The sequence below is a fragment of the Mycobacterium sp. SMC-13 genome, assembly GCF_045311035.1.
In the GTDB taxonomy this organism is placed as follows: domain Bacteria; phylum Actinomycetota; class Actinomycetes; order Mycobacteriales; family Mycobacteriaceae; genus Mycobacterium.
In genome coordinates this window covers 1-23782 of the sequence record NZ_JBJIAI010000044.1, presented here as the reverse complement: position 1 = coordinate 23782, position 23782 = coordinate 1, and the positions used below count along the sequence as shown (strand labels likewise).

Below are 23782 nucleotides of genomic sequence, written 5' to 3'. Positions count from 1 at the left end.
CGGTAAGACCAACACGAGGCCCACACCTGGGGAATTACGTGACAGCAACCCCTGGGGAATTACGTGACCGACGACACGCCCTCAGAGATGCCGAATCTCTCGTCTCAAATTTCGATCGCTGCTTCGGCCGTGATCGAGCTGGCGGTATAACCGATCCATGCAAACAGCAGGAGCGGTATCCCCCAGATGACAAGGAAACCCTGAAGAGACAGCGGGCCGCTAGGTGCGATGAAGGCGACGAGTAGAAGAACGTGCGCGACGGCGGCGATGGCCGCGACATGTGCGGTGGATCGGCGCATCACGTGGTGGCGATACACGGCAATGGCGAAGCACCCCAGCGCAACGGCGGCAGGAATCCCGGACATCGCCAACGTCCCGAACGCGAGATCGTAAAGAAGCGTCGACAATTCGGGGCTGCGGGGTCGGTATATCTGCACATTGAACACTGTGAATCCGGCGAGGACCAGGGTGACGACGCTGGCGAAACCGACGCCGAATCCAGTGGCCAGCGGTGACCCTGCCGGCAGTCTGTCTCGAAGGTGCGTCCATACCGCGCCGGCGAATACGAGCCACAGCCCGACGCCTACGGTGTACAGCAGTTGCGAGGCGACCAACCGGTCATGGTGCGCCGAAGCCCAGCGCGCAATCTCGGCGCCAGATGTCTGAGTCGACGGGAAGAACCAGATCGGATAGACCGGAATTGCAGCGGCTGGGATGAGCACGCCCAGGGTTCCGGCCCACCGCGCGACGTACGCCGAGTTTCGTCTGTCCGTGGCGGTGATTGCGCGGTCGTCGTCCATGAGAGCCCCCTGGCCTGCATTCTTACCGTTGGTTAGTTGCCAGCTGCCCCTCATTCTGCGATACGGCGCCGAACTTATCAATGGTCAGATTGGGCGTAGACTGCGTCCTCGTGGCAACTGACCCCGCGAAGCCGTACCACCACGGGCAGCTCGACCGTGCGGGCATCGACGGCGCCGTGGAGGAAGTGGAAACTGTCGGGGTCGCCGCGGTGAGCATGCGTCGCATCGCGCGCCGCGCCGGGGTGTCGCATGCTGCCTTGGCGTACAAGTTCGGCGACAAGGCAGGGATATTCACTGCCGTGGCCGCCGAGGGATTTCGCCTCGCCGCCCAGATGATCGGAGCCGTCGCGGAAGGACCCGATGGCTTTGTACGCGGGGGCGAAGGCTACATCGCGTTCGCGCTCACCCACCGCGGCTACTTCGAGGTGATGTTCCGCCCCAACCTCTACCGCGCGGACGACCCGGATCTAGTCGCGGCGAAGGCCGCAGCCTTCGAGGTGATGTATGGCAGTGCCCGGGCCAGCCTCGAGGCGCATCGCCGTGGAACAGTCACCGATGAGGACGTCGAAGGCCTGGTCTTGGCGGGTTGGTCGGCATCGCATGGCTTCGCGACGCTGGCGCTTACCGCCAACCTCTCCGAGCACCTCGCGGCCGACCAGGCCACACTAGGTGCGCAGGTCTTGCGCGGCATCATCACCATGGGTGAGTTGACGCGGAGATCAGACCGAAAAGCAAGCAAAGGATAAGGGTCGGTCCCTGCCGTCCAGGGTTTCATCCGTTGGACGTCTGAACAGGACGTATGGCGTCGATGTAGACCAGCGCACCGGCTCGGTCCTGCGTATTGATGGTCAGTCCAGCGTCGGTGAACCAGCCGCTGGCCTCGGACACTGTCGCCGGCGGGCCGAACACCCCGAACCGTCGACCGAACGTCATGAAGGCGTCGCAGCGCCGCAGCTGACCGTGAAGCGCAACGTCAGCGATCACGCGGCCACCGGGCCGCACACACCGCGCCATTTCCCGTACCGCTGCCGCCGGGTCGGGCAGACAATGCAGCCCGCTGAAGCACACGACCAGATCGAACTCGCCGTCACCGAACGGCATGCCGGTGATGTCGCACTCGACGAACTCCACCGTCGGGTTGCCGCCCGCACCGACATGGCGGCGGGCGCGGGCCAGCATCGCCGGTGAGATGTCCGCCGCGACGTAGCGCACCCTCTGACCCGGACGCAGCCTGCGCAGGGTGATGCCACCGCCGCACGGCACATCCAGGATCGACGAGCCATCAGGCACAGCAGTCACGGCATCCATGGCGCCCAGCAGGCCCCGGGCATCGTCCCCGACGATCAGGCGCAGGTACGCATCCGCCACCGGTTGCCGTTGCATGGCCCAGTCATAGAACGCCCCCACCGTCGCGGCGAACCACCGATTTGCCCAGGCACCACTCACCATTCGCCCCTCTCGTACAGCAGACCGGCTGCCGCAGTTCTGGGTCATTACGATGCGGGCATGGTCGTCAGTGCGCTTCCAGAAACGTTCGCCCTCGATGGCCGGCCCGTATGTTGGCTCTCGTTGGGCGCCACCATCTATCTCGGTCCGCCGCTTGACCTCAGCGGGCACGCCCGCATGGTGGGCGCCCTCATCCTTGGCATATCGGGACCGCTGACAATGACAACCGACGGCCAGTCGGCGCATGCCCGTTCGGTGTTCATCCCAGCGCAAGCAGTGACGCAAATTGTGCAGGTGCCGGAGCGGGTAGCAGTGTGCACGTTCGATCCCACGGCCACACGAGTGGCGAACTGCACCGACGGGATGCGCGACACCGGCAAGGGTGTTTACACCGGTCACCGCAATGAGCGCATCCTCATCGAGATGTTCACTCAGGACGTCTTCAACCCTGACGGGATTCTTCAACAACTCGGGGTGCCCTCGCCCAGTACCCGCCGACCGGTCGACCCACGGATCACCCTGCTTGGCGAGCAGATCCGCACAGATCCGCAGACGACGCTCAGTGCAGCGGAAGCTGCTGCGACAGTGGGTCTTTCGCCGTCCTACTTCCTTACGTTGTTCGCCGCCGAGACCGGAACAACGTTTCGCCGATACCGGCTGTGGGTCCGCCTGATCCACGCAGCAACGGCAGTCGCCGAGGGAAAATCGTTGACTCAGGCCTCGGCCGACGCGGGATTCGCATCGCCGTCACATCTCAGCGACACCGCCCGCGCGCTTCTCGGCGTCTCCACCACGGCCGCACTCGCCACCGGAGCACGGCTACTCGTTGACTGACCGTCTCACGTGGAGTTGCGGTACTCGCTCAGTCCGGAGTGTGCGCGTGTGCGAAGCTGCGGATACAGGCGACGACGTCGCTTACGGCCTCGCACGGCAACATATGCGTCGTTTCCGGCCATAAGCGGTGCCCCCACGAGGGCACGACGCGACGTATCCGGTCGAGTCCCCGTTCGGAGTCGTGAATGGTGTTGCCTGCCAACAGAACTTGTACGGGCACCTCGACTGAGCGCAACAGAGCATCGGGCATGTACCGGGGAAATGGGGTGCCGAAGGACGCGAAAGCGGTACCGGCAGCCATCACCAGCTCCATCACGCTATCGAGCATGCTGCCCGGCGCTGGGTGACCGAGAATCTCGGCCACGATGCGCCGCTTACGCTCAGCACCCGGAAGCAGCAGCAAGGCTCCCGTTCGCCAGAACCGCGTCGACAATCGGGCGACTGTGTTGACGGGCTCGATGAGCGTCACTGAGGCGAGTCGATCTGGAACTCGTGCCGCGGTTTGCGCGGCCGTCCATCCGCCATAGGAGTGTCCGACGAGATGCACGGCTGCCAGGCCGATTCCCTCCAATACCTGGTCAAGACAGTGGGCGCAGTCCTGCCCCGATTTCATAGACTTCGACTGCACACTGGCGCCGGGTTGGCCGAGCAGATCGACGGTGTAAGCAGTGAAATCGCTTGTGAGAGCGGATACGTGCTCGGCCCACATTGCCGAGGTCGCCCAGAAGCAGTGCAGCAACACCACAGGAATGCCGCCCTCAGGCCCGTGCTGATACACGCGCGCGACGCCGAACTCGGTTGGCACATCACGTACGGCATCCGGTCTTGGACTCAGCGCACGCACATGGTCGTATACCGCGAGATAGCGCTGCCGTGACTCCGCGCTACGAAATCCCGACTTATCCGACACCGCCGCCACCTCCCATCCCAGGATTCCACGCATCGCGTCCTGCCCCGAGCCTGCCCGGCAGCGCGAAGGATCTGCACCACCAAAAGCTGTATTTACTTAGTAGTGCTACGCATTCTCATTTTCGTGTCATTCGTGACATGGGTGTGACACCGATTTTGAGAATGTGACATCACGTTTGAGAACGGACAACCGCCACGGGCCGCTAGCTAGGCTAACTACTGCTCGACAATTCGGGGACGAGCCGGCGATCGAGGTACTGGAGCGCCAGGTAGCCGCCGGGGTCGGCCAGCGCCGCAACTGTGCCTGGGTCGTCGACGACGATCAACCCTGGGTTGGCGGTCAACGCCCCCGGCAGGCCTGCTTGCCCGCCACCGCCGGCGGCCTTGTCGGTACGTACCACGATCACCAGGTTGGTCTGGATCAGGTACAGCTTGGCCTGATCGGCCATCACCCGGGTCGGCCCCTTGTCGTCGGGTTGGCGTTGCAGCTTGTTGTCGTAGTTCAGGCCCAGACCAGTCAGGAAATCCGCGGCAAAGGATGGCGTCAGTGTCTGGGTGACGCCGTCGTCGGAGTAGTTCACCACCGAGACGGTTTTGCCGACCAGCTTGGCGTTCTGATTCCTCAGGTCGGTCTGCTGGGCCCCAACCTGGGTGATCAGCGCGGTGGCGTCGTGGTCGCGGCCGACGATCTTGCCGATCCACTGCAGCTGGGTCTGCCAGTTCCATACCGCGCTGGTGTCCGAAGGGCGGGTGATCGTCGGGGCGATCGCCGACAGGCGCTGGTAGGTCGCGTCGTCGATGTCGCCGGTGGCGATGATGACATCGGGGTGAGCGCCCTTAATCGTGTTGGTGTCAACGAAATTCATGATCGCCGGTTTGCCGGTGATCTTGTCCTGCATCCACGACGGCGGATCGGCTTTCACTCCGCCGATCGCCACCGGTTGTACCCCCAGCGACAGGACGGCGTCAGCGTCACCCGGGCCGATGGCCGCGATAGCCGTTGGGGCCTCCTTGATTTCAGTACTGCCGTGCACGTGGTTGAACGTCTGCGCCGTGTAGGGCGCCTTCGTCGGCCCGGCGGCATAGAACACCATCCCCACGCCCACCACCAGCGCGATGACCGCGAGCACCGCCCCGGCGATGATCAGCCGCTTCTTGCGCGGCTGAGCCGTTGATGGGGCCGGTAAGTTCCCCTGCCCAGCGGGAGCGCCCGGGCCATAGGGGCTTCCCGGTCCGGGGGGACCGACCAGTCCGCGTGGCTGGGTCGGGCCCTGGCCAATGTTGTATCCATCGGTCGGCGGGAATGGAAGTGGCCGCGGCCCACTGGAATACGCCGGCGGAATCGGCCCGGACGGCCCACCCGGTCCCGTCTGGGGTCGGGGCGACCACTCTTGGGTCGCCGTCGACCGCGGGATGGCCATCGTGGGATCGTTGATCGCGGCTGCGGCCGCGGCCGCCAACTCTTTCGCCGACTGGTAGCGCTCGGCCGGATTCTTGGCCATCGCTTTGGCGATCACCGCATCGATGGCCCGCGGCAGCTCTGGCACCACATCGGTGGCGCGCGGCGGCGGGGCCTGCAAGTGCGCCGCCATGATCGCCGACACCCCACCGGGCAGTCCCGCAAACGGGGACTTGCGGGTCAACAGGGTGTACAGCGAGCAGCCCAGGGAGTAGATGTCGGAGCGGTAGTCGACGACGCCCCCGGCCAAGGCTTCCGGGGAGGCGTAGGCCACCGACGCCATGAACGTGCCGTCGGTGGTCAGTTGCACTGCGTCGTCGAGGGCGCGGGCGATACCGAAGTCGGCGAGGAACACTCGTTCCTCGTCGGCGCCGTGCTTGTCGGGGGCGAGCAGGAAGTTGGCCGGCTTGACGTCGCGGTGCACGATGCCGTTGCGGTGGGCGTAGTCCAGGGCCTTGGCGACCTCGCTGACGATGTGCACGGCACGGCCGGCTGTCATCCCGCCCGAGGCAAGCACTTCGCCGGCGTCGGTGCCGGCCACGAGCTGCATCGCGATCCACAGCTGGCCGCCCTCGGTCTTGCCCTGGGCGTACACGGCCACGATGTTGGCGTGGCTGAGTTGGGCGGCCACCGCGGCCTCGCGCTCGAAGCGGGCTTGGAAAGTGCTGTCCCGGGACAGGCCGGCATCGAGAATCTTCAACGCATCGCTGCGCGGCAGTGTCGGGTTGGCGGCCTTGTACACGACGCCCATGCCGCCGTGACCGAGCACACCTTCGATCCGGTAGCCGCTGACCACATCACCTGGCTTTAAACCGCTGGAAGTCATTGCCGCCCTTTACTATTTCGCGACCAGCATCAGGTACTGGGCAGAAATTTGTTGAATCGCATCCGCGCTCTGCTTGGCGAACACCGTCACCACGTACCGATCCGCGGTCGCCACGCACTCAAATCGATCCGAGAACTCGCCGGGATCTTTGATGGTGAAGCATTTGGCCCCCGGGAACCCCGGGACAGTCGGCTTCTGCTCGTTGCCGTCGGCGAAGTCCTTGGCGACTGTGTCGGCGAAACCGGTTGCCGCAGAGGCATCTTTGGCCTGATAGAAGATGCTCTTGCCTTGCACGATGCGGTCGATGCCGAACTTGGCGAACCGGTCGGTGGCCCCCTGCGGCCCGTCAAGCGAACTGCCGGCCGAAAAATGCAGGAACCCCGCGGTGGTCCACACCCCGTCGTTGACCGTGGCGTCCTTTTTCGGCAGCGACCGCGCCAGCAGCCCGGTGGGGTCGGGGTTCATCGTCGGCCACTGGGCGGGGTCGGTGGGCTGGAATTGGTCGATCTTGGGGCCTTGCAGGTCCAGCGCCTTGCCAATCGTGGCGGCCGCAGCCTCGGCGGTGTCGTCGGTCTGGGTGAACACGTCGAAGATGTACGGGCCGTGCGCGCTGAACGAGCTCACCGACGGCCGCCCGCTGTCTAAGACCACGGCGGTGGCCGAGGCCTCCGGGTGCCCGGGAATCGCGATGGGGTGTGCCCCGGTGCTGCCCTCCGGCGGGGGCTGCTTGGCCACCAACGCCGCCAACGCGGCGTTCGCCTGATCCGGCCCCGGGAAGCGCATCACGATGACGTTGACGGCCATGTGCGGTCCGGGTGCGTCTTTCGGTGTGCCCCGCGAGGTTGTGAAGCCATGGAGGAACCCGTTGGCCTGCGCGATATCGGGCATGATCCCGCCGGGCACCTGCACACCCAGCGCGGCCGGCGAGATGATCGCGCGGGTGCCCAACTGGTCCAACGCGGTCGCCGTCGGGTAGGCCTCCCACGGGTAGATGACGTACTCGGCCATCCGCTGTGCCTCGATCACCCGAGACAATTCCATGCTGGGAGCCAGCGCCTTTTTGACACCGGTGGGATAGTTGCCGGTCTCCATCAAACTTTGGGTGACGTCTCCCGGTTTGAAGCCCGGGTCACGCGCCGCGGAGCCGTCCATCACGGTCGTGCAGGCAGCCAGCAGAACCGCCGACGCACCGATGGCGGTGGTGCGGGCCAGCAGTCGGCGATGAGTCAATGGTGCCCTCATGCGGCCGCCAAGATCAGGTATTGGGCGGCGGCCTGCTGCTGCGCATCTTTGAGTGTGTGGCCCCAGACCGAGAACATGTACCGCCCCACCGCCGCGGCGCAACTGAATGTTGTGTGTGCGTCGTCGTCGGGTTGGCAATGGCTCCCAGGAAAGTTCGGGATGGCATCGTCAGTGTTGGCCCCGGGGCCCTGCATGGTCTTCACCTCGCTGTCCAGTAGCACCGCGGCGCTGGCGGCGTCACGGCTTCGATTCACCCAGCCGGCGGTCTGTACCGCGACATCCAACCCGACATCGCCCAGGACCTTGGCTTGAGCGACGGGGTTGTACTGGAAATGAAGTGTTCCGTGCACACCGTATGTGGCGTTGTTGACCAAGTTGGAGTTGTCCTTGTTGACCGGCAGCGCCAAGGCCAGCATCCCGCTGGGGTCCTTGGGCAGTGAAGGGAACTGCGCCGGATCAACCGGCGTGTAGGTGTCGATGGCCGGTGCCTGCACATCCAAGGTCTTGCCGATCAGTGCGGCTCCGACCTCGGCGGGTCCCACCACTTCCGAGCGCTGGAACAGCACAAACGGCCCGTGCGCGGTGAACGCTTGCACCGTCGTCCATGTCGCATGCAGATCCGGGTCATCCCAGGTGTAGAAGGTGCCGACCGCGTCGGCATGGCCGGGGATCGGCACGTCCGTGAGCGTCTTGGCGGGCAGGTCAGGCATGCCCGAATTGGCGTGTCCGGCCTCGGCGACCACGGCGGCAGCCGCGGCTGGGTCGGGGTACCGCAGCACCACATTGGTCAACGTGCGCTGGCCTTTGACTTGGCGCCCGGCGGCGAAACCGTTGATCAGCCCGTGCCGGGCCACCGCGGCGTTCACGTCCGAATTGGGCACGAACACTCTGGTGATATTGCCCGGCAGCATCGCCACCGCCGCCGGGTAGGCACCGAAATGGATCGGTGTGATGAGGTCGGGGTCGACTTCCCACGGGCCGGTGACGTAGTCCGCCAGGTGCTGGGCGTCCAGAAGCGCACCGACGTCGGCCGCGCCGGCATTCCCCAGCGGCGGCCGGGGCTTGACCGGGTAGTTGCCCGCGTTGAGCAACGACGGGTCGACTGCGCTCGGCGAGAACCCGCGATCACGCACCGCGGCGCCGCTCATCACGGTGGTGCATCCGGTGACGGTGAGCGCGATGGCACCGGCGAGCAGCCCCCATGCCCACCGGCAGCCGATGGTCATTTCGCGGTCAGCAGCAGGTACTGCGCTGCGGCTTGCTGTTGGGCGTCCTTGAGGGTGTTGGCGTCGATTTGGTAGGCGTACCGGTCCGCCGACGCCACGCAGGTCACGCTCTTGCCGTCGGTGGCTTTCTGGCAATGGCTGCCAGGCAGGTTCGGTACCGTCTCGTTGACCGGTCCGTCGGCCTGCATCTTGGCGACCATGGCATTCACCAGGCCCGTCGCCGCGGCCGCATCCTTGGCCCGATACACGAAATCTCCGGCACTGACCCCGAGGTCCACCCCGGCATCGGCGTACATCTTGGCCGCCGCCACCGGGTCGCCGTCGAAATTGAGCAGTCCGTGCGCGTCCAGGGTCATGTTGCTGTTGGGCGTGCTGCGGCCCTTGGGGACGGGAATTGCCCGGGCCAGCAGACCGCTGGGGTCACGTGGCACCGACGCGAACTGCGCGGGATCAACAGGTTTGTACTGGTCGATCGCCGGGCCCTGCAGGTCCAGCGTCTTGGCCACCAGCGTCGTCACACCGTCCACAGGACCGATCAACTGGGCGCGCTGCATCAGCACGAACGGCCCGCGCGGGGTGAACGAATCCACCACCGTCCAGGTCTGGCCGATGTTCTTGTCTTCGAACATGTGCGTGGTGGCGACCGCCTCCGGGTGCCCCGGGATGGCGATCGAGGTGGTCGGGATCGGCGGGGGCAGCGGGATCGGATGCGCGATCTGCGCCTGGGCGATGCTGTTCGCCGCGGCCGAGGCCGCCGCCGGATCGGTGAACCGCAGCACGACGTTCATCAGCTGCTTCTGGTCCTTGACCGCCCGGGCGGTGGCGAATCCGTTGACGTACCCGTTGAGGGCCATGGCCTGGTTCTGATCCGGGGAGAAGAACGTCGCCAGCGCTTTGACCCCGCCCGGCAGGGCCAGCGAGCCCGGCCCGATGCCGAAGGCCAGCGGCGCTGTGAGCGCCGGATCGACCTCCCATGGGCCGGTCACGTAGTTGGCCAGCCGCTGCGCCTCCAGCAGCGCGCCGACCTCGGGCTTGCCTGCCTCACCCAGCGCCTTGCGCGGCTCGATCGCATAGTTGCCGTGATCGAGCTGCGAGGCGTCGACCGCGCCAGCAGCTGCGGACGTCGACGTCGGCTTCGTCGCTGTCCCGTCCATCGTCGAGCCACAGCCAGCGGTGACCGCCACGGCCAGCGCTGCGGCGATCGAACCCATCGCGAGGCCGGTCCCCCGATTACGCATGAAATCCCTTTCCCCCTTGGACGCCGTCGCGCGGGCTGCGCGGACGGGGCGCTGCGAACTATTGCAGCGAAGCCAGAAAATTCTCCAGAACAGCCTTGTCGGTGGCGGGCACCTCGCCACCGGTCTCGAACGCCCGCACGCTCTCCGCAGGCACCCCCGCGAGCATCGCCGCGTCCTCCACGCTGAGCCGATCCCGGTCGCGTATGGCGAACAGCCGCTGACCGGAGGTCGCCGCGGGTGATTCGGCCGCGGCCAGCATCACCTCGCGTAGTTCGTTGCGGACCTGCAGGAACACCGGGCGCAGCTCTGGAGTGGCAGATGCGTTGTGCACCAACAATTCCAGCGATGCCAGCTCGCTAATCAGTCGGGCCACCGCGGCCTGGTAGGTGGGTTTCGATGCCGGGGGCAGTTCAGCGCGGTGGGCGCGGGCCAGCGCGAGATTCTGACGAGCCCACTGGGCCAAGAATCCCGGATCGATCGCCGATGTGCCGGTCTCCTCTCGCGCCGGCGGCGGCGAGGGCGCCGGAGACGGCGACGGGGGCACCACCACCGTCTTTTCCGGGTCCGGCACAGCAGCAAGCACCGGTGCGCTCACCGCCGCGGTGGTCTGCCCGCCACTGGCGTATTCGCGGCGCAGCTTATCGATCGTGCCCTTTTTCCAGTGCACGACATGCTCGAGCTTTTCGCGGGTGCCCTTACGTGGCCACGACCGCCCTTTTTCAAAGCTGATCAGCGCACCGGCGTTGATGACTCCGTCACTGGCTAGGGCACGTTGGGAGAGCCCGAGCTGCCGGCGCGCGGCGGCGAACTGAGCTCCGGCGTACACGGTGCCGGCATCGTGGGGACTGAAAGTGACTGCGATGCCTGCGGCCGGATTGCCCAGGTATACGACGATCGCGTCATCCTCGGGAATCTCGAACTCGTCGACCTTCTCCCCGTTGATGAACGTGCCGTTCCTGCTGCCCGGGTCGGTCGCGATCCAGCGGCCGTTACGCAGGGACAGCACCAGGTGTTGGCGCGAAATCCGGTAGTCCACAACGGGAATGTCGGCCGGAGGCGTATCGGGTGACGATTCTTGGGCAGCTGCCGGATCGACCCATCGACCGATCACCACGGGCGCCTGTTCAGGGTCGATCGCGTGCGCGGCAGAAGAACCGATCAGTACCGTCAGTGTCGGCGCACTATCGTCGACCGGGCTTGAGCTGGTGAGTCCAGTGGCGGGTGACGACATACGAAAACAGTAGCATCGCTACACCTAGGATGGCTGCACCTATTCCGTAGCGGGGGGTGCTTCACTTTTGAATTCTTCGCCGCTCCGCCCACCGCCCACCGCCCACCAAAGAGGTGTCGGTAACCTCTTGCCGGAGCCACTAACGTGAGGCCTATGAGCGACAACAACATGGCCGCAGACCCCGACGAAACGTCCATGGTGACCCCGGCCGTGCATGCCGATCCCGACAAGACGTCCCTGGTGACCCCGTTCAGTACCGGCTCACCAGAGTCCCCAACGTCGCAGGTCAACCCGCACGCGGGACCGCCCCCGACTCCCCAGTGGCAGGCCCCCGCGTCTCCGAATCCTCAGTCCGCGCCGGTCCCGCCGAGCCCGCAGCCCACCTGGAATGCAGCGCCGCCGCAGTGGACACCGCCGCCGGCAGCCCCCACGCCTCCGCCCGCACCTCCGACTAGCGCCGCCCCGCCGTACGGTGCTCCGCAATATGGAGCACCCCAGCCTCCATACGGTCCCGGAGTGCAGCAGCAGTGGCCGGGCGCCCCCGGACCGCAGCACCCCGCTGGCGGATTCGGTGGCCCCCCGCCGCAGTCTGGCCCCCTATACCCGTTGGGCCCCTACCCTGGCGCCGCTCAGCCCAATCCTGGCTTCGGGCAACCTAATCCAGGCCACGCCGCGCCGCAGAGCCCCGGCGAACTGGCCAGCAATCTGATCGGCAAAGGCAACTCCTTCCTGACCCGGCTGATGCAGCGTGGCATGCAGGGTGAGCTGATCAAGGCCCCCTGGTTCCAGGCCTTCCGGCAGTCCCCCGACCAGTTCATGCTGATCAGCTACATCGTGGTGGCCCTGCTGGTGCTGCTGCTGTCCTACGGCGGCGGCCTGATCGGCAGCGTTCTATCGCTGGCGTTCTGGGCGGCTCTGGCCTACACGTTCTTCGCCATCGGCACTCTGAAAGCTCATAAGTGGGTGGCGAACGGTATCGGTTATGGCGGCGCGGCCATCGCGCTGGTCGGCACCATCGACCCGATCACCGCCTTGATCGACTTCTCGGACTACGCCCCCACCAGCCTCGGCCTGCGACTCGGGGTCAACATCGCCATCTCGGTCATTGTGGCCGCGGTCTTGGGTCTGGCCGGATACCTGGTCAACAAGGAAATCAAGCGTCTCACGACCAACCCGTTCTGATCCGAAATCGGTTGCGCGCCAGCGCAGCTGGAGTGGAGTTCAAGCCCGTGAACATGGCCGCGATCGTCGCGGCCATGTTTGCGTTGGGGCCATCTTCGCCGGCGAGGTGCCGTACGGGTAGCGACGCAGCAGTACGGCAATGCCGGTCGCGCCCAGGGGGTGGGGAGTCCCGGCCGGATTCCCGCTTGGAGCACTATTCCCGCCATGCAGTCAGCGGCTGACGAGAGGCACCGAAGATTGACAAGACACGCCGGGCTACTTTGACGGGGTCCGGCGTGTCGCGTGCGGCTGTCAAACTAGGTTGCCGTCGAATCGCATACCGCCGCAAGCAAATTAGAGGGGTACACCGGCCTCGGCGATCCGTTGTTTAACTACTTGGGCAGTTTGTCAATCTTCGCTGCATCTCGTGACGGCAGGTTTTCAGTACGAGTGGTCTCGTCTACACCGAACCCCCGGTAACCGTTGCATCTCTACACGTGTTGAGACCCGAACCGTTGCTATGCTACGGTTAAGGCATAGCGGTTGTTACTGGAAAGGCCCATCATGATCCGATCTGTCGCGCAGCACCTGGTCAACAATCCCGGGATCGCGCAGCACGTCGCCGCCACCATCGGGGGCGATGCACCCACGCGCCTGCGCCACACGACCCATCTGCTCCGGCACGGCGCCCACGGTGGCTGGCTCACCACAATCATCTTTCTGCTGATCATCTGCCTCCCGTTCATCATCGCGCTGGCCGGAATCATCTACCGCCGCACCCAGCGAGGATCAGCGCAGGCCTCACCCACCTACCGACCAATCAGCGTCGCGCCGTGGCAAGCCGACACCACCACCCCGCCGGCCGCGCCCTGGCAATCCGGCATGGCCAGCTCCGCCGCCGTGCAGTCCTACAGCCCGCAGCCCTACACGCCAGCACCCATCGCATCCGCTGCCGCTCCAGTGCCGGCATGGAACACGCCGCAGACCAACAACTGGGCCGCGCCAGCACCCCAGTGGACCCGCTGACGGCCGACGACGCCGAGGCGAACGCGGCTGCATGGCGGCGGTTGATTCCCTTGAAATGCCGGCCGGTTTGGTGGCCGGCTGGGCAAGGTGTATCAGCGTTGCAGGTTCTCGCCGGTCGCCGGCAACCCGCCAGCTCCGGTTGTTCGGAGTGTTTCGCGCGGTTGCACGCCCCGCAACTATCCGTCACTCGCGACAATTTCGGGCATTTGATGATGCGCACCCGTTCCGCATTGCAAACTCGAGTAGTCCACTACTCGAGGCGAAACCACATCATCGCCATACGCTGGCCGCATTCCCCTCGACGCGATGGAGGCACCCCATGCGACCCGATGAACTGCGCATCAAACACTTCCACTCGCCTGCCCGCTACGCGGTCAGTACCAGCGACCCGGACGCAGGTCGCTACACGATGATCGAAGGCGATTCCAATCGCGCGCGGGCGATTTCGGTAGACGGCGACGAATGGGCCGAAGCCCTGATCGCCCCCTTCATCTCCCGAGCCGGTGTCGGCATGCGCATCGCCGTATACAAGGGCACCCCAGACAAGATCACAGCCACCTCACGCACACTCTTCCGCGACGGCGCCACCCGCGAGGACTGGTTCAGCGCCAACCAAGACCAGCCACTTCGCCGCACCACCAAGTGGGCCCTGCCAACCGGCATCACCGCGCAATCAGAATGGACCACCACTGACGGCGAGCTCGTCATACGCGACTCGGCCGGCGAGGTCACTCACAGAGTCCGCGCACGGTTCGACCCTGAGACCGGCTACGCCACATCCGAATTCGCCGACGCCTTCGGCGAAGTGATCGGTCAGACCCAACTCCGCGTCAGCCCCGGATCCCTGCTGGAGGCCGTCACGTCCACCGCCGCGTCAGCCGACGGACCCGAATTCACTCTTTACAAGGACTCGACCACCCACATCACCCGGCAAGACCTCGGCAACGGCGCATTCCGCATGGTGTCAGTCCAGGCCCTAGCCGACGGCGTCGAAACCTACATCGTCGACACCAAAGGCAGCTCGATGAACTGGGTCCACGACATCATCGACGCTAAGAGTGGAGGAAGCCTCCACCACGAGAGCTTCACAGAAACAGGCAATCCATCCGACGGCACAACCGTCGTACAGATCAGCGGGCCCTCAGGCTCCACCCCCATCCCCGGAATGGACGTTCAATCCTCCTCGTGGACAGGCCGACTGGACGGCGGCGGCCACACCGCAGATATCGGCGTTGTGAACAACTACAAGGACGGCTCCAGCGACGAACGCCATTTCGGTGTCAACGCCTCCGGCGAGGGCTACAAGTCGGGAAGTTTCACCGACGCCGAAGGCAACTCCTCAACGACCACCGAGACCACTCACGCCGACGGCGGTTTCACCATCACCACTGTCACCAAAGACTCCAACGGCAACGTGACCATCGACTCTGCCGACTACGACAAGGACGGCAATCCCAAGCAAGACAATGGCGGCCAGGAAAAGGGCGGCAATAACGGCGAAGGGAAAGGTGGCGACGAGGGGCAAGGTAAAGGCGGTGACGACGGAGAGGGCAAAGGCGGTGACGACGGCGAGGGCAAAGGCGGCGATGAAGGCCACCCCGACGGCGGTGGTGACGGCGGCGACGACGGGATGCCCGTCGGCGACGGCGACGACCCAGGAGCCCACCCCACCAGCACCGGAATCGACGGCGGCCCACCGCCCTTCAACTTCGGCATCGGCGGCAACACCCTCGACACCAACTTCGGCAGCCCACTCACCGTCAACGGACCGATCCAACCGGCACCCGGCGGCTACGACGGCCCAGAAAGCAAGATCGGCGACCAATCCCGCACGATCGGTACCCGGCTGCAAAGCGACGTCGAAGAAGGCGGAAACGGTCTCGACCCCAACGGATCAGCGGTCATCGACATCCAACAACCCGCCGGCTCCTGGGCGACGGAGGGAGACCGCTGGCGCAAACGCACCGACCCCGGATTCCTCGTCCAGCCCATCGAATTCATCACCGGCGGCAACTCCGCCGCAGCGTTAGCACAAGCAGCCGCCGACGCAATCACAGACAGCGGTCTGTAATCCCCCGGATCAGATCAGATCGTTGTTTCAGTGCATGCGCGCCGTGGTGCGGCGCCGCTGCCCGTCAGGAACAGTCGTCAGGCCGACGTGATCGAGAGAGGCTTGGATATCGGCGCTCTTTGGCTCCCATGAGATTCCAGCGAGGAAGTCGTTGTAACCCCACACCTGCGCGGCATACAGCATGTCGTCGTATGAACGCTGAAACCGGTCGGCAAACGTGGACAACTCACCGGTGAATGCAGCACGTTCTTTGCCCCACACGGCGGTGGATAGAGCGTGCCGGCCAGCGTCGGAGTAGTCGCGGTGAATTTCCCTGGCGCCGACCATGAACAGCTTCCATGCCGGCATTTCGAGGTCGATCTGCTGGAGGTCCCCCGCTTGTGACTGGTGGCTGACGACCTCGATGAGCAGAGCGCTCATGGCGCGGCCGGTCTCTCGTAGCAGCCGCGCGTGTGGCCTGAGCCGGCGCGGCCGGGCCACCATGGATTCGGTGACGCACGGCAGGTTCTGGACCCGGGCGGCGTGATCGGCCAGTCCGGCCGATTCCAGGGCGGCCGCGGGGCCGGCGCGCAGCACCCAATCGAACAGCAGGTGCCTGGGCACGGGTAGCCAGCCGGTGCCGCCGTCGGTGTCGGTGCGGACGATCTGGTGAATCACGTTCGTGCCTTCCTAGTCGTCGACGGCGATCCGCGCCGGCTGGCCGGCAGCGTCTAGGGCGTGGACGCGGCGAGCTGCCGCAACCTGCAGCATCCGTACGGGGTACGGCGTTCCCGACCGCTCGAAGCGCGCTTCGGGGTAGGTCTTCTCGAACTCGTCCTGGTCGTCGAGAACCCAGATGAGGCTCACTCCGCCGTCGCCGGCGGTGACCTCGAATCTGGCGGCAGCGGTGTTGATGAAGTCGTCGAGCGCCTGCAGGTCTTTCATTGTCGCGAGAGCTCCTGGCAACTGTCCCTTCTCGGCCGTGTTGTAGGTTCTTTCGTTGAGGCCCAACAGCTTTGCGGTTTCTTTCTTGCCGAGTCCCACTGCGAGCCTGGCCGCGGCGAGGTCGAAGTACCGATCGCCGCGGTACACCTCGACCTCGAGGCCGCGGCGCCGCAATTCGGCCGCGGCCCTGCCCACCGCAACGTGGTGCAGTGTTACTGGGTAGGGGCGGCCTGTGTGCAGGGTGCGCGCGTGCGGGTACCGCTCGTTGAAGGTGTTCTGGTCGGGAACTGCGTGCAGCACCACAGTGCCGGCCTCCGGCTGATCCTCGATCAGTCTGGCCACTTCGCCGGCGACGAACGCTTCCATCGCGATGACCTCGTCGACGATGCCGGCGTTAGCACCACGCAGATCACGGCCGCCACTTTCGTAGGAGCGGTATCGCGTGAGATCTAGACCCAGCACTGGGGCTAGATCTTCGGCCCACAAGCTCAGCGCTGTGCGGCGGACTTTCAGGTCCGACCACAGATATTCGGTCAACGGGTGTTCTTTGATGGTGCCCTCCTCGCGGAACGCAGCAGGTAACACCGCTGCCAGTCCGACGCTCATGATGATCTCCCTCCCGGAGTTTCCGGGCCTGCCCTCGTGGCCAGCCCTACATCTGCAAGGGTATCAACTCGGACCGTCATTTACGTCCACTCACGCAGTCGTGGCAGCGCGATCGCGAGCCGATCGAACAGATCAGGCCAGCCAAGTTGCAGCCAGGTGAGGTGTCCGTTGGACAGTTTGGTTGGGTCGATGATGGCGTCGACGCGGATTTGTTGCTCTGGCACGCCAAGCTCGGCGAGCTTGCGGTAGATCGGGTTGGGTTCGATTCCGCGGCCGGCGAGGTACTCAAAGACGTGGTTGTGCGGCCAGTCCCAGATGGGCCCGTAGGTGACGGTGCCGTCGGTACGTCGCACAACGCCGCCTGCCTCGTCTCGCACCTGGCGGCGTGATTGTTCTTGTCGGGCACGGGTTTCTGCCGCCAGCTGCTGGCGGTAGAGAATGCGTCGGCCAGCTGATTCCTGTGCCCGTACGCCCCACAGGGAGCCGCGGCCGTGGCGGCGGTGTGCCTCGGCCGCCGGTCCGCGGATCATGAGCTCGGCCAGCTCGACGCCCAGTCGTCGATCGGGTGCCTGGTGGTCGAATCCGCCGCAGGCGATCAGAACGGTCAGCAGATCCGGCTCGGCCGCGATCGTTGTGAAGTTCAGTCGCCACGCCTGCGCCAGGTCCTGCAGGTAGTGCAGCGTCTCGGGGAACTCCAGGCCGGAGTCGAAGAACACCACCGGCACATTCGGGTCGACTTGGCGGGCGAGATCGACCACGACAGTGGAGTCTTTACCGCCGGACCAGGGGACGAACCCGTCGTGGTTGTCCAGGTGCTCGGCGATACGGTCCAGCAGATGCCGATACGACGTGCCGCGCCGGCGGGCAGCGATCGCCCGAAGCGTCTGCATGTCCAGCCCTGCGGGTGTATTCACCGGTTGTCGGTCACCGTAATCGCCATGCCCGGGAACAGCTTCCGGAAATACTCTTCGACGTAGCCGGCGGCCTCAGGCCCGTCGAGGATCGACTCGTCGGTGGTGGTGCCGTCCCACCACCACCACCGGCCGCGGTCCTTGAAACCGAACGGCGCCGGCAAGTCCGCCGGCTCGGTGTGCAGGCGAGCGAAGGTGTGTGCGACGCCGACGACGAACAGCCAGTTGTCGGCGCTGAACGTCTTCGATCCGTCCGGGCCGGCGAGGTGAGAGAACTTGCGCGGCAACGCCACCTGGGCCTGGCATGGCTCGGGTGGCAATGCCCGGCGTCGGGGCCGGCTCACTGACCGGAAATGGCCGTTGCGGCCCGGCTCGTCGTCGCCGATCTCAGATCGGTTCGGGTGGACCACCCATTCCCTGTTGTTCATCGCTACTGCTCCCTCAGTTGCAGGACGAGTCGGGTCGACCATCCATCGCGGCCGTTGTCGTAGGGCGCCGATTCAGCTGCCGCTATTTCGCCTGAAATGCCCCGTGGGAGAACGTGAGTGGTGTCTTCGACGCTGTCGGAATGGCCGAAGTACATGCCGCGGCTGGTGGTCAGCTCGAATGTCAGATACCGGTCGCTGTCGGCCCCAGGCACCTCATGCAGGCTGTGGCGGGCGATGGTGAACTGATCGAACGTGACTTTCGCGCCGGGGCTCAAGTTCGGTGGCAGCTCACGCGGGCTGGAGATATCCCTGTGGGTGTCAGGCAGTTTCACGGCGACATAGACGGTGTGGGTGCGGTCGTTGGCCTGCTCGTAGCTTTGGATGACCCGGTCCAGGCGCTGCACCATGGCCCGATCCTTGTCATCGAGTTTCTGGACGTCGCCGGCCGCGTGGTGCAGTGCCCCGTTGATGCGTCGCCACTCGGCGGGATCGTCGTTGGTCAGCAGCGTGCGGACCGCTTCCCGTTGTGTGGCCGGCGCCCGGTTTATGACCTGATTCTTTGTGGCCGAACGGATTTTGCGTTGCCGGGCACTGAGCGCGTGGCGGAATTCTCCTTCTGCGGGCAACTCGGCGCGCAGCCGCGGTGACTCGACATGGCTGACATCACGCGGGGTGGCGCGATCGCGATCTCGAGTAGCGCGCGTCAACCCGGAGTCCTCGTCGCGGGCTTCGTCGGCGATGCGGTTGGCCAGCCGGGTGAACTCGCGCTCGGTCATGGCGCTCTCGGCGACTTCCCGGGCGGCCTTGAGGTCCCGGGAGGAGATCACGCCGCCTTCGACGTCGAACACGACCGGTTCCCGGTTGGGTCGTGGTGACTTCGAGCTGCTCATCAGATGTGTTTTCCCCGGTTGCTGGCGTTTGGGTGCAGTCTAGGAGCCGAACCGGACACGATGGGTGAACGCATCCGCGCCGGTCATTGCCACAGTCAGCGGCCCGAGAACGCAGGAGGCGGCCCCGGAACCGGATCGATGCCGGTCCGAAGCCGCCTCGGGTTGCACCATCTCCCAACCCCTGTGCGCGTTTCGTGCCGTCCACGGTAGCAACACCGCACCCGATCGGCCCGTATCGTGGCCGCCAACATGCTCTCTGATCCCGCCGCCGCGGCGTGGGTTGTCGCCGGTCGACCCGCCGTGGACGCTCCGACGCCGGTGCCCGGCCGCTGCGGCCGCTGCGGTGAAGATGTGCCCACAGTTGCCAGCCGCCACGTCATCAGTGAGAAGTTCACCAACTTCGACGACTGGCCGTTCGGGTCGCGCCGGCTGTGTGTGCCGTGCGCCTGGGCCTACAGCCGATCGCCTGCTGCGGTGCCGGCGATGATGATCACCGCGGCCACCGTCACCGAGCATCCCAAGGGGATCGGCCTTGCCGCGGTGCTGGCCGCCGGGCCGCTGCCGCACACCCACGCGGTCGTGCTGCCCACCTCGCACCGCCGGCACATCCTGGCGACCGCGCGGTGGGGACATGTGGCCACTGACGGGCTGGTCACCGCGTGGGATGCCGCGGCCGCGGCCAGGCTGGCCGACCTGGCGATGCTGCGGCCCGTGGTGACGGACTGGGTGAGGGCACGCGCGAGCAAGTCCACCAATGGACGCCAGATCGCCGTGGAGATCGACCGCGTACTGCTGCGCGAGATGCCGCCCTATCCCCTGCTGGCCACACAGCCCAAGCGTGACTGGCAGCGGTTTCTTGCCGCCTGGACGGGGCTGCAGCCGTGGCGGACGGTGGCGGCGCTATGGAGTGCGGCCAAGGTCCTCACTGTCCCGGTCAGCAGCACCGCCACATAACGCCGGCCGCCGGCTGGGTTCGCCGATGGTGGCGCCACTGGCCGATACGCTGACGCCCATGACCGACGAGCTCACGCCCACCAGACGGTGGCAGGCGTTGGTCCCGGAGCTGCGGTCTTTCACCTTGCAGGGCCAGCCCTCCGAGCTGGACGGGCAGTCGCCCGAGTACTCGCCGCAGATGACGGACACCGACCGCGCCGCGGCCAAGGCCGCTGACACCGCCGAGCGGCTGCTGCTGTTGGTGCACTATTCCATCGACTGGGACAACAGCTGGGTCGCCGAGGAGAAGTACCGCAAAACCTACTGGGATGAGATCCTTCCCGGCCGGGTGTTCCGGGCCGCGCGGCGGGCCGTCACGCTCGACGAGTGGTGGTCCTCGCCGGCGCTGAGGAATCTCGGAGTCCAGCACCCCCGCTACCCGGACCGGCGGCTCGAACTGGCCGAGCTGCTCCGCGAGCCACCAGTACCGGTCTTGCGCATGTTCCAAAACAGCCTCCCGGCTCTGCTGCTGCGGGTGCGCATCATCGCCGAGGCCGTCGCTGACGACAGGAAAGCGCGAAAGTCATGAGCCTCAACACCATTCGCTGGGATATCGACATCGTGGCGCTGTCCTCGATCGTGCACCGCGGCTCTGACAATGACTCAGCCGGCACCGACACCACCGCATCGTTCCGCACCGAGAAGATCATCACCCCGGACGGCGACCTGCTGCAGGTGCCGATCGTGTCCGGCAGCAGTTTCCGCGGCGTCCTGCGCCGGATCGGCGAGGAGCTCACCGCGGCGGTCCTCGACTACGAGGACGCCGCGCTACCTGTACCCGCGGCACATCTGCTGACCAACGGCGGCCGGCTCAGCAAGTCCGCAACGCCATTCACCGACGAGGACGAACGCCACCTCAAAGCACTACTCCCGCAGATCGCCGTGTTCGGTGGTGCGGCCTCCGGCCGGATCATGTCCGGGTTGCTCACCGTCGGCAAGGTCCTGCCCGAGGTGGCCGAACTTGCCCACATCCTGCCCCGCCCACCCCGCACGAAGGCACTTCCGGCTGTCTACGCCATCGCCGATGAATCGTTCAGCCACCTGGCCGATCACCGCACAAGTGCCGCCGAGGCGCCCGCCCGGGGCGATAGCGACGACGACACCAGTCCCCTGGGCCGATTCGAGGTCGAAACCCTTCCCGCTGGCACCCGTCTGCAGACCTGGGTGCGTCTGGCCAACGCCACCGATCTGCAGGTCGCGTTCATGCGAAGTGTTCTCACCGATTTCACTAGCCGCGGCCACCTCGGCGGGCGCGTCGCCGCCGGCCACGGCGCCATCGACGCCGGGTTCAGCGACGTGGTCGTCGAGCGGGGGCAGCTTCCCGGTGAGACCGTGGACTGGCGGGCCGAACTCAAAACACGCCGCGCTGAGGCTATCGAGGCGCTGTCCAAGATCACTTGAGCTGCACCATGATTGCGCTGCAGATCACCGCCACCACCCCGCACGGCATCGTGTTGTCGCGCCCCTGGGGTGTGGCTTTGGATGGACTGCTGGCCTCGGTGGTGTGGGAGCGGCGGAAACTGGCTGCCCGCGAGGCCGGCGAGTACTTCGCTTACCAGCCTGACGGCCCCCAGGAAACCATGCCGTTGCCGCTGGCGCGCTGCGGTGACCCCGACCGCGACACAGACTGGCACTGGATGGCCACGTTCGCGGACCTGCATCCGCGCATCCAGGCGGTCACCGAGCCTGATATCCGCTGGCGGACATCGCGCACCGATCACCACCGGCTCCAGCAGCTCGCCCCCGTCATCAGCCGCCAGGTCTCCGATACCGCCGGCCGCTATCAGCAGCGCGTCGTGCCCGTCCCCGCGCGGCCCGCGACCCATCTGACCTGGCGTGCGGTCGGTGATCCGGAGGCGATACGGGATCTACTCGCCGGCCTTCATTCGATCGGCAAGAACAGGGGCATCGGTGAAGGTGTGGTGACTCGGTGGGAGGTCACCGAGACCCCGGACGTCGAGGAATGGTCGGCCGGCCACGAACACGAATCTGGTGTTCTCGGACGGACCGCGCCGCCGCGCTGCGTCGAGCACGCCGACATCGATACCGGCCCCTTGGGTACCGGTGCCCTGCGGCCGCCGTATCTGCATTCGGAGACTCGCGCCGAGGCCTTTCAGCCCGCGCGGTAGCGGCGGGTTACCGAGGCGCGGTGTGGTTGGTCCAGGTCGTGCCGTCCCACCAGCGCCAGTACTGCGGGTTGTTGGGGTCGACGTACCACGCCGCTGGGGCACGCTCAGTGGGCAGCAGCGCAGGGACGTCGTTGGCTGGCTCGAATTCGACGGTGAACGCGGTGAGTGGACGATTCGGCTCGCCGTCGTCCCGAACGGGGTCGCGTTGATCGACGGCGCGGTATAGGTGCACCGCCTCGGCCAGAGCGAAGCGTGTGGCACGGTCGATGTCCGGTGTCGTGACCAGATGGAACAACGGCACGGGTGCACCTGTCTCGGGGTTGGTGCCTATCCGGCTCGGGTCGTATTCGATGACGTACTGGCCATCGAAAACCGTTGGCGTCCCGTCGAGGAGACCGCCGATCCGAATGGTGCAGCGCCCGCTGCGGCCAGCGTTCATGTGTCTTCCGTCCCCCGTCGGATGGTTAGTTCGCTCCCCCAGGTGGCCGCAGCCGAGCTGCGGCTGTGCACAGGCTCACCGCCTGGTGCCGAACGTCGCGCGACTGCCCCCGGCCCGGGCCGAAGGTGGCTTCGGCGGTCAGGAATGCGCTGTGCTCGGCGATCGCGTCGGTCAAGTCCCACATCACGCTGCTGCGTGCTTCCTCGAGCAGGGCCTCTTGTTCGGCGGTGACGGCCGCTGCGATCTCGTCGGACCACATGCGTCGCCCGTCGGTGGTGTCGTACGCCGAATCGGTTGCCCGGTCGGCGATGTCATCGAGTTGGGTGAGCAGCGAGTTCGCCGCCGCGCCGGCGTGCTGGTCGATGAACATGGTGCGCTGCTCGGCCGGCCACCAGGGCGGGATCGGCAATTGTGCCGCGTACACCGCTGTTATCTCGGCGTGGAGCTGGTCGACATCCCATGTGCCCATGCGCGCAGTATGGCAGCCGGCACCGACACGGTGACCAACCCCGCAAGCGGTGCAGATCAACCGGCCACGGCGGCTGCGACACCGGCGACCTTCGCGGCAAGGGCATCCAAATCCACTGCTGGCGCGTCGGCCATCCACACTTGTGTGCGCCCGATCTCCAGTTGATTCTCAGCGGGGTAGACGCGCCATTCTTGTTGGCGCACCATGACGAAATTCGTCACCGCGATGGCGTGAAATCGATTCGGCACCACCACAGTTGAGACGAGTTTTCCGCGGCGGTGGATAGCTGTCATCGCTCGGCGGTTCGCTTTGGTGAAAACGACTTGCTGCCACGGCTTTGCGTGCACGGCGATCACCGCGACGGTGTGTTCGTCGAGGTATCCCTGGTCGCGCCACGGCGGGATGGTCTCGCCGTGGGCGATCATGTCGATCGCGCGCAGGGCGTACATGTCCGTTCTCATTGAATCTGGGGCACATTTACTAGTCTGACCTGCATTGCCCCAGATTGGATGAGAATTTCGATC

General features: G+C 65.9%; 24 protein-coding genes and 1 pseudogene. 9 read left to right on the top strand and 16 right to left on the bottom strand.

Going from position 1 to position 23782, the window contains the following annotated elements; all coding sequences use genetic code 11:
- Positions 1-104 precede the first annotated feature (104 nt).
- Positions 105-800 (bottom strand): hypothetical protein, encoded by a 696-nt coding sequence (locus ACJH6I_RS30395; RefSeq protein ID WP_406785116.1) that lies wholly within the window; start codon positions 798-800, stop codon positions 105-107.
- Between the two features lie 110 nt (positions 801-910).
- Between ACJH6I_RS30395 and ACJH6I_RS30390 the strand changes: the two genes are divergently transcribed.
- Complete coding sequence (locus tag ACJH6I_RS30390) at positions 911-1546, top strand: TetR/AcrR family transcriptional regulator (RefSeq protein ID WP_406785115.1); 636 nt, start codon at positions 911-913, stop codon at positions 1544-1546.
- 25 nt (positions 1547-1571) lie between these two features.
- Here the strand turns inward: ACJH6I_RS30390 and ACJH6I_RS30385 are convergent, their stop codons facing one another.
- Positions 1572-2249, bottom strand: a complete 678-nt coding sequence (locus ACJH6I_RS30385) for a class I SAM-dependent methyltransferase (protein ID WP_406785114.1) — start codon at positions 2247-2249, stop codon at positions 1572-1574.
- A gap of 57 nt (positions 2250-2306) precedes the next feature.
- On the opposite strand from ACJH6I_RS30385, the gene ACJH6I_RS30380 reads away from it, so the two are divergent.
- Positions 2307-3080: a helix-turn-helix transcriptional regulator gene (locus ACJH6I_RS30380; protein WP_406785113.1), complete on the top strand. Its 774-nt coding sequence runs from the start codon at positions 2307-2309 to the stop codon at positions 3078-3080.
- Between the two features lie 28 nt (positions 3081-3108).
- Here the strand turns inward: ACJH6I_RS30380 and ACJH6I_RS30375 are convergent, their stop codons facing one another.
- The 6 genes from ACJH6I_RS30375 to ACJH6I_RS30350 all read right to left on the bottom strand — a co-directional run bounded on the left by ACJH6I_RS30375 (position 3109) and on the right by ACJH6I_RS30350 (position 11211).
- Positions 3109-4023: an alpha/beta fold hydrolase gene (locus tag ACJH6I_RS30375; RefSeq protein ID WP_406785112.1), complete on the bottom strand. Its 915-nt coding sequence runs from the start codon at positions 4021-4023 to the stop codon at positions 3109-3111.
- A gap of 178 nt (positions 4024-4201) precedes the next feature.
- Positions 4202-6274 (bottom strand): serine/threonine-protein kinase, encoded by a 2073-nt coding sequence (locus ACJH6I_RS30370; RefSeq protein WP_406785111.1) that lies wholly within the window; start codon positions 6272-6274, stop codon positions 4202-4204.
- Between the two features lie 12 nt (positions 6275-6286).
- Positions 6287-7516 (bottom strand): hypothetical protein, encoded by a 1230-nt coding sequence (locus ACJH6I_RS30365; protein ID WP_406785110.1) that lies wholly within the window; start codon positions 7514-7516, stop codon positions 6287-6289.
- Positions 7513-8742, bottom strand: coding sequence for a hypothetical protein (locus tag ACJH6I_RS30360; RefSeq protein ID WP_406785109.1), 1230 nt, complete (start codon positions 8740-8742; stop codon positions 7513-7515). The genes ACJH6I_RS30365 and ACJH6I_RS30360 overlap by 4 nt, the downstream gene beginning before the upstream one ends.
- Positions 8739-9980: a hypothetical protein gene (locus tag ACJH6I_RS30355; protein WP_406785108.1), complete on the bottom strand. Its 1242-nt coding sequence runs from the start codon at positions 9978-9980 to the stop codon at positions 8739-8741. The genes ACJH6I_RS30360 and ACJH6I_RS30355 overlap by 4 nt, the downstream gene beginning before the upstream one ends.
- A 58-nt stretch (positions 9981-10038) precedes the next feature.
- Entirely contained in the window at positions 10039-11211 is a 1173-nt protein-coding gene (locus ACJH6I_RS30350) for an FHA domain-containing protein (RefSeq protein ID WP_406785107.1), read from the bottom strand.
- Between the two features lie 606 nt (positions 11212-11817).
- Between ACJH6I_RS30350 and ACJH6I_RS30345 the strand changes: the two genes are divergently transcribed.
- The 3 genes from ACJH6I_RS30345 (at position 11818) to ACJH6I_RS30335 (ending at position 15469) form a co-directional block, all read left to right on the top strand.
- Positions 11818-12393, top strand: coding sequence for a hypothetical protein (locus tag ACJH6I_RS30345; RefSeq protein ID WP_406785106.1), 576 nt, complete (start codon positions 11818-11820; stop codon positions 12391-12393).
- A gap of 543 nt (positions 12394-12936) precedes the next feature.
- Complete coding sequence (locus ACJH6I_RS30340; protein WP_406785105.1) at positions 12937-13398, top strand: hypothetical protein; 462 nt, start codon at positions 12937-12939, stop codon at positions 13396-13398.
- Positions 13399-13429: 31 nt separating this feature from the next.
- Positions 13430-15469, top strand: coding sequence for a hypothetical protein (locus ACJH6I_RS30335; RefSeq protein WP_406785104.1), 2040 nt, complete (start codon positions 13430-13432; stop codon positions 15467-15469).
- A gap of 27 nt (positions 15470-15496) precedes the next feature.
- Here ACJH6I_RS30335 and ACJH6I_RS30330 read toward each other — a convergent pair whose 3' ends face one another.
- From ACJH6I_RS30330 to ACJH6I_RS30310, 5 genes are all read right to left on the bottom strand, one after another.
- Complete coding sequence (locus ACJH6I_RS30330; protein WP_406785103.1) at positions 15497-16126, bottom strand: hypothetical protein; 630 nt, start codon at positions 16124-16126, stop codon at positions 15497-15499.
- 12 nt (positions 16127-16138) lie between these two features.
- Positions 16139-16999: a hypothetical protein gene (locus ACJH6I_RS30325; protein WP_406785102.1), complete on the bottom strand. Its 861-nt coding sequence runs from the start codon at positions 16997-16999 to the stop codon at positions 16139-16141.
- 80 nt (positions 17000-17079) lie between these two features.
- Entirely contained in the window at positions 17080-17913 is an 834-nt protein-coding gene (locus ACJH6I_RS30320) for a phosphoadenosine phosphosulfate reductase family protein (protein WP_406785101.1), read from the bottom strand.
- The gene (locus ACJH6I_RS30315) at positions 17910-18338 is read right to left on the bottom strand and encodes a hypothetical protein (RefSeq protein ID WP_406785100.1); all 429 of its coding nucleotides are present in this window, start codon (positions 18336-18338) and stop codon (positions 17910-17912) included. Before ACJH6I_RS30315 ends, ACJH6I_RS30320 begins: the two co-directional genes overlap by 4 nt.
- Positions 18339-18340: 2 nt before the next feature.
- Positions 18341-19228, bottom strand: coding sequence for a hypothetical protein (locus tag ACJH6I_RS30310; RefSeq protein WP_406785099.1), 888 nt, complete (start codon positions 19226-19228; stop codon positions 18341-18343).
- Between the two features lie 249 nt (positions 19229-19477).
- On the opposite strand from ACJH6I_RS30310, the gene ACJH6I_RS30305 reads away from it, so the two are divergent.
- From ACJH6I_RS30305 to ACJH6I_RS30290, 4 genes are read left to right on the top strand one after another with little or no spacing between them, the layout of a single operon-like run.
- Entirely contained in the window at positions 19478-20182 is a 705-nt protein-coding gene (locus ACJH6I_RS30305) for a hypothetical protein (RefSeq protein ID WP_406785098.1), read from the top strand.
- 58 nt (positions 20183-20240) lie between these two features.
- On the top strand, positions 20241-20750 hold the full coding sequence (locus ACJH6I_RS30300; protein ID WP_406785097.1) for a hypothetical protein: 510 nt from the start codon (positions 20241-20243) through the stop codon (positions 20748-20750).
- Complete coding sequence (locus ACJH6I_RS30295) at positions 20747-21622, top strand: RAMP superfamily CRISPR-associated protein (protein WP_406785096.1); 876 nt, start codon at positions 20747-20749, stop codon at positions 21620-21622. Before ACJH6I_RS30300 ends, ACJH6I_RS30295 begins: the two co-directional genes overlap by 4 nt.
- An 8-nt stretch (positions 21623-21630) precedes the next feature.
- A complete protein-coding gene (locus ACJH6I_RS30290; RefSeq protein WP_406785095.1) occupies positions 21631-22350 on the top strand; it encodes a hypothetical protein in 720 nt (239 codons plus the stop codon).
- 7 nt (positions 22351-22357) lie between these two features.
- Here the strand turns inward: ACJH6I_RS30290 and ACJH6I_RS30285 are convergent, their stop codons facing one another.
- The 3 genes and pseudogenes from ACJH6I_RS30285 to ACJH6I_RS30275 all read right to left on the bottom strand — a co-directional run.
- Positions 22358-22789, bottom strand: a complete 432-nt coding sequence (locus ACJH6I_RS30285; protein WP_406785094.1) for a DUF2510 domain-containing protein — start codon at positions 22787-22789, stop codon at positions 22358-22360.
- A gap of 25 nt (positions 22790-22814) precedes the next feature.
- A complete protein-coding gene (locus ACJH6I_RS30280; protein WP_406785093.1) occupies positions 22815-23258 on the bottom strand; it encodes a hypothetical protein in 444 nt (147 codons plus the stop codon).
- 56 nt (positions 23259-23314) lie between these two features.
- A pseudogene (locus ACJH6I_RS30275) lies at positions 23315-23782 on the bottom strand (hypothetical protein); the annotation flags it as partial.

Coding starts and splice junctions, on each gene's coding strand:
- ACJH6I_RS30395 (WP_406785116.1), bottom strand. CDS start 800: ATGGACGACGACCGCGCAATCACCGCCACGGACAGACGAAACTCGGCG.
- ACJH6I_RS30385 (WP_406785114.1), bottom strand. CDS start 2,249: ATGGTGAGTGGTGCCTGGGCAAATCGGTGGTTCGCCGCGACGGTGGGG.
- ACJH6I_RS30380 (WP_406785113.1), top strand. CDS start 2,307: ATGGTCGTCAGTGCGCTTCCAGAAACGTTCGCCCTCGATGGCCGGCCC.
- ACJH6I_RS30375 (WP_406785112.1), bottom strand. CDS start 4,023: ATGCGTGGAATCCTGGGATGGGAGGTGGCGGCGGTGTCGGATAAGTCG.
- ACJH6I_RS30370 (WP_406785111.1), bottom strand. CDS start 6,274: ATGACTTCCAGCGGTTTAAAGCCAGGTGATGTGGTCAGCGGCTACCGG.
- ACJH6I_RS30365 (WP_406785110.1), bottom strand. CDS start 7,516: ATGAGGGCACCATTGACTCATCGCCGACTGCTGGCCCGCACCACCGCC.
- ACJH6I_RS30360 (WP_406785109.1), bottom strand. CDS start 8,742: ATGACCATCGGCTGCCGGTGGGCATGGGGGCTGCTCGCCGGTGCCATC.
- ACJH6I_RS30355 (WP_406785108.1), bottom strand. CDS start 9,980: ATGCGTAATCGGGGGACCGGCCTCGCGATGGGTTCGATCGCCGCAGCG.
- ACJH6I_RS30350 (WP_406785107.1), bottom strand. CDS start 11,211: ATGTCGTCACCCGCCACTGGACTCACCAGCTCAAGCCCGGTCGACGAT.
- ACJH6I_RS30340 (WP_406785105.1), top strand. CDS start 12,937: ATGATCCGATCTGTCGCGCAGCACCTGGTCAACAATCCCGGGATCGCG.
- ACJH6I_RS30335 (WP_406785104.1), top strand. CDS start 13,430: ATGGCGGCGGTTGATTCCCTTGAAATGCCGGCCGGTTTGGTGGCCGGC.
- ACJH6I_RS30325 (WP_406785102.1), bottom strand. CDS start 16,999: ATGAGCGTCGGACTGGCAGCGGTGTTACCTGCTGCGTTCCGCGAGGAG.
- ACJH6I_RS30315 (WP_406785100.1), bottom strand. CDS start 18,338: ATGAACAACAGGGAATGGGTGGTCCACCCGAACCGATCTGAGATCGGC.
- ACJH6I_RS30310 (WP_406785099.1), bottom strand. CDS start 19,228: ATGAGCAGCTCGAAGTCACCACGACCCAACCGGGAACCGGTCGTGTTC.
- ACJH6I_RS30305 (WP_406785098.1), top strand. CDS start 19,478: ATGCTCTCTGATCCCGCCGCCGCGGCGTGGGTTGTCGCCGGTCGACCC.
- ACJH6I_RS30300 (WP_406785097.1), top strand. CDS start 20,241: ATGACCGACGAGCTCACGCCCACCAGACGGTGGCAGGCGTTGGTCCCG.
- ACJH6I_RS30295 (WP_406785096.1), top strand. CDS start 20,747: ATGAGCCTCAACACCATTCGCTGGGATATCGACATCGTGGCGCTGTCC.
- ACJH6I_RS30290 (WP_406785095.1), top strand. CDS start 21,631: ATGATTGCGCTGCAGATCACCGCCACCACCCCGCACGGCATCGTGTTG.
- ACJH6I_RS30285 (WP_406785094.1), bottom strand. CDS start 22,789: ATGAACGCTGGCCGCAGCGGGCGCTGCACCATTCGGATCGGCGGTCTC.
- ACJH6I_RS30280 (WP_406785093.1), bottom strand. CDS start 23,258: ATGGGCACATGGGATGTCGACCAGCTCCACGCCGAGATAACAGCGGTG.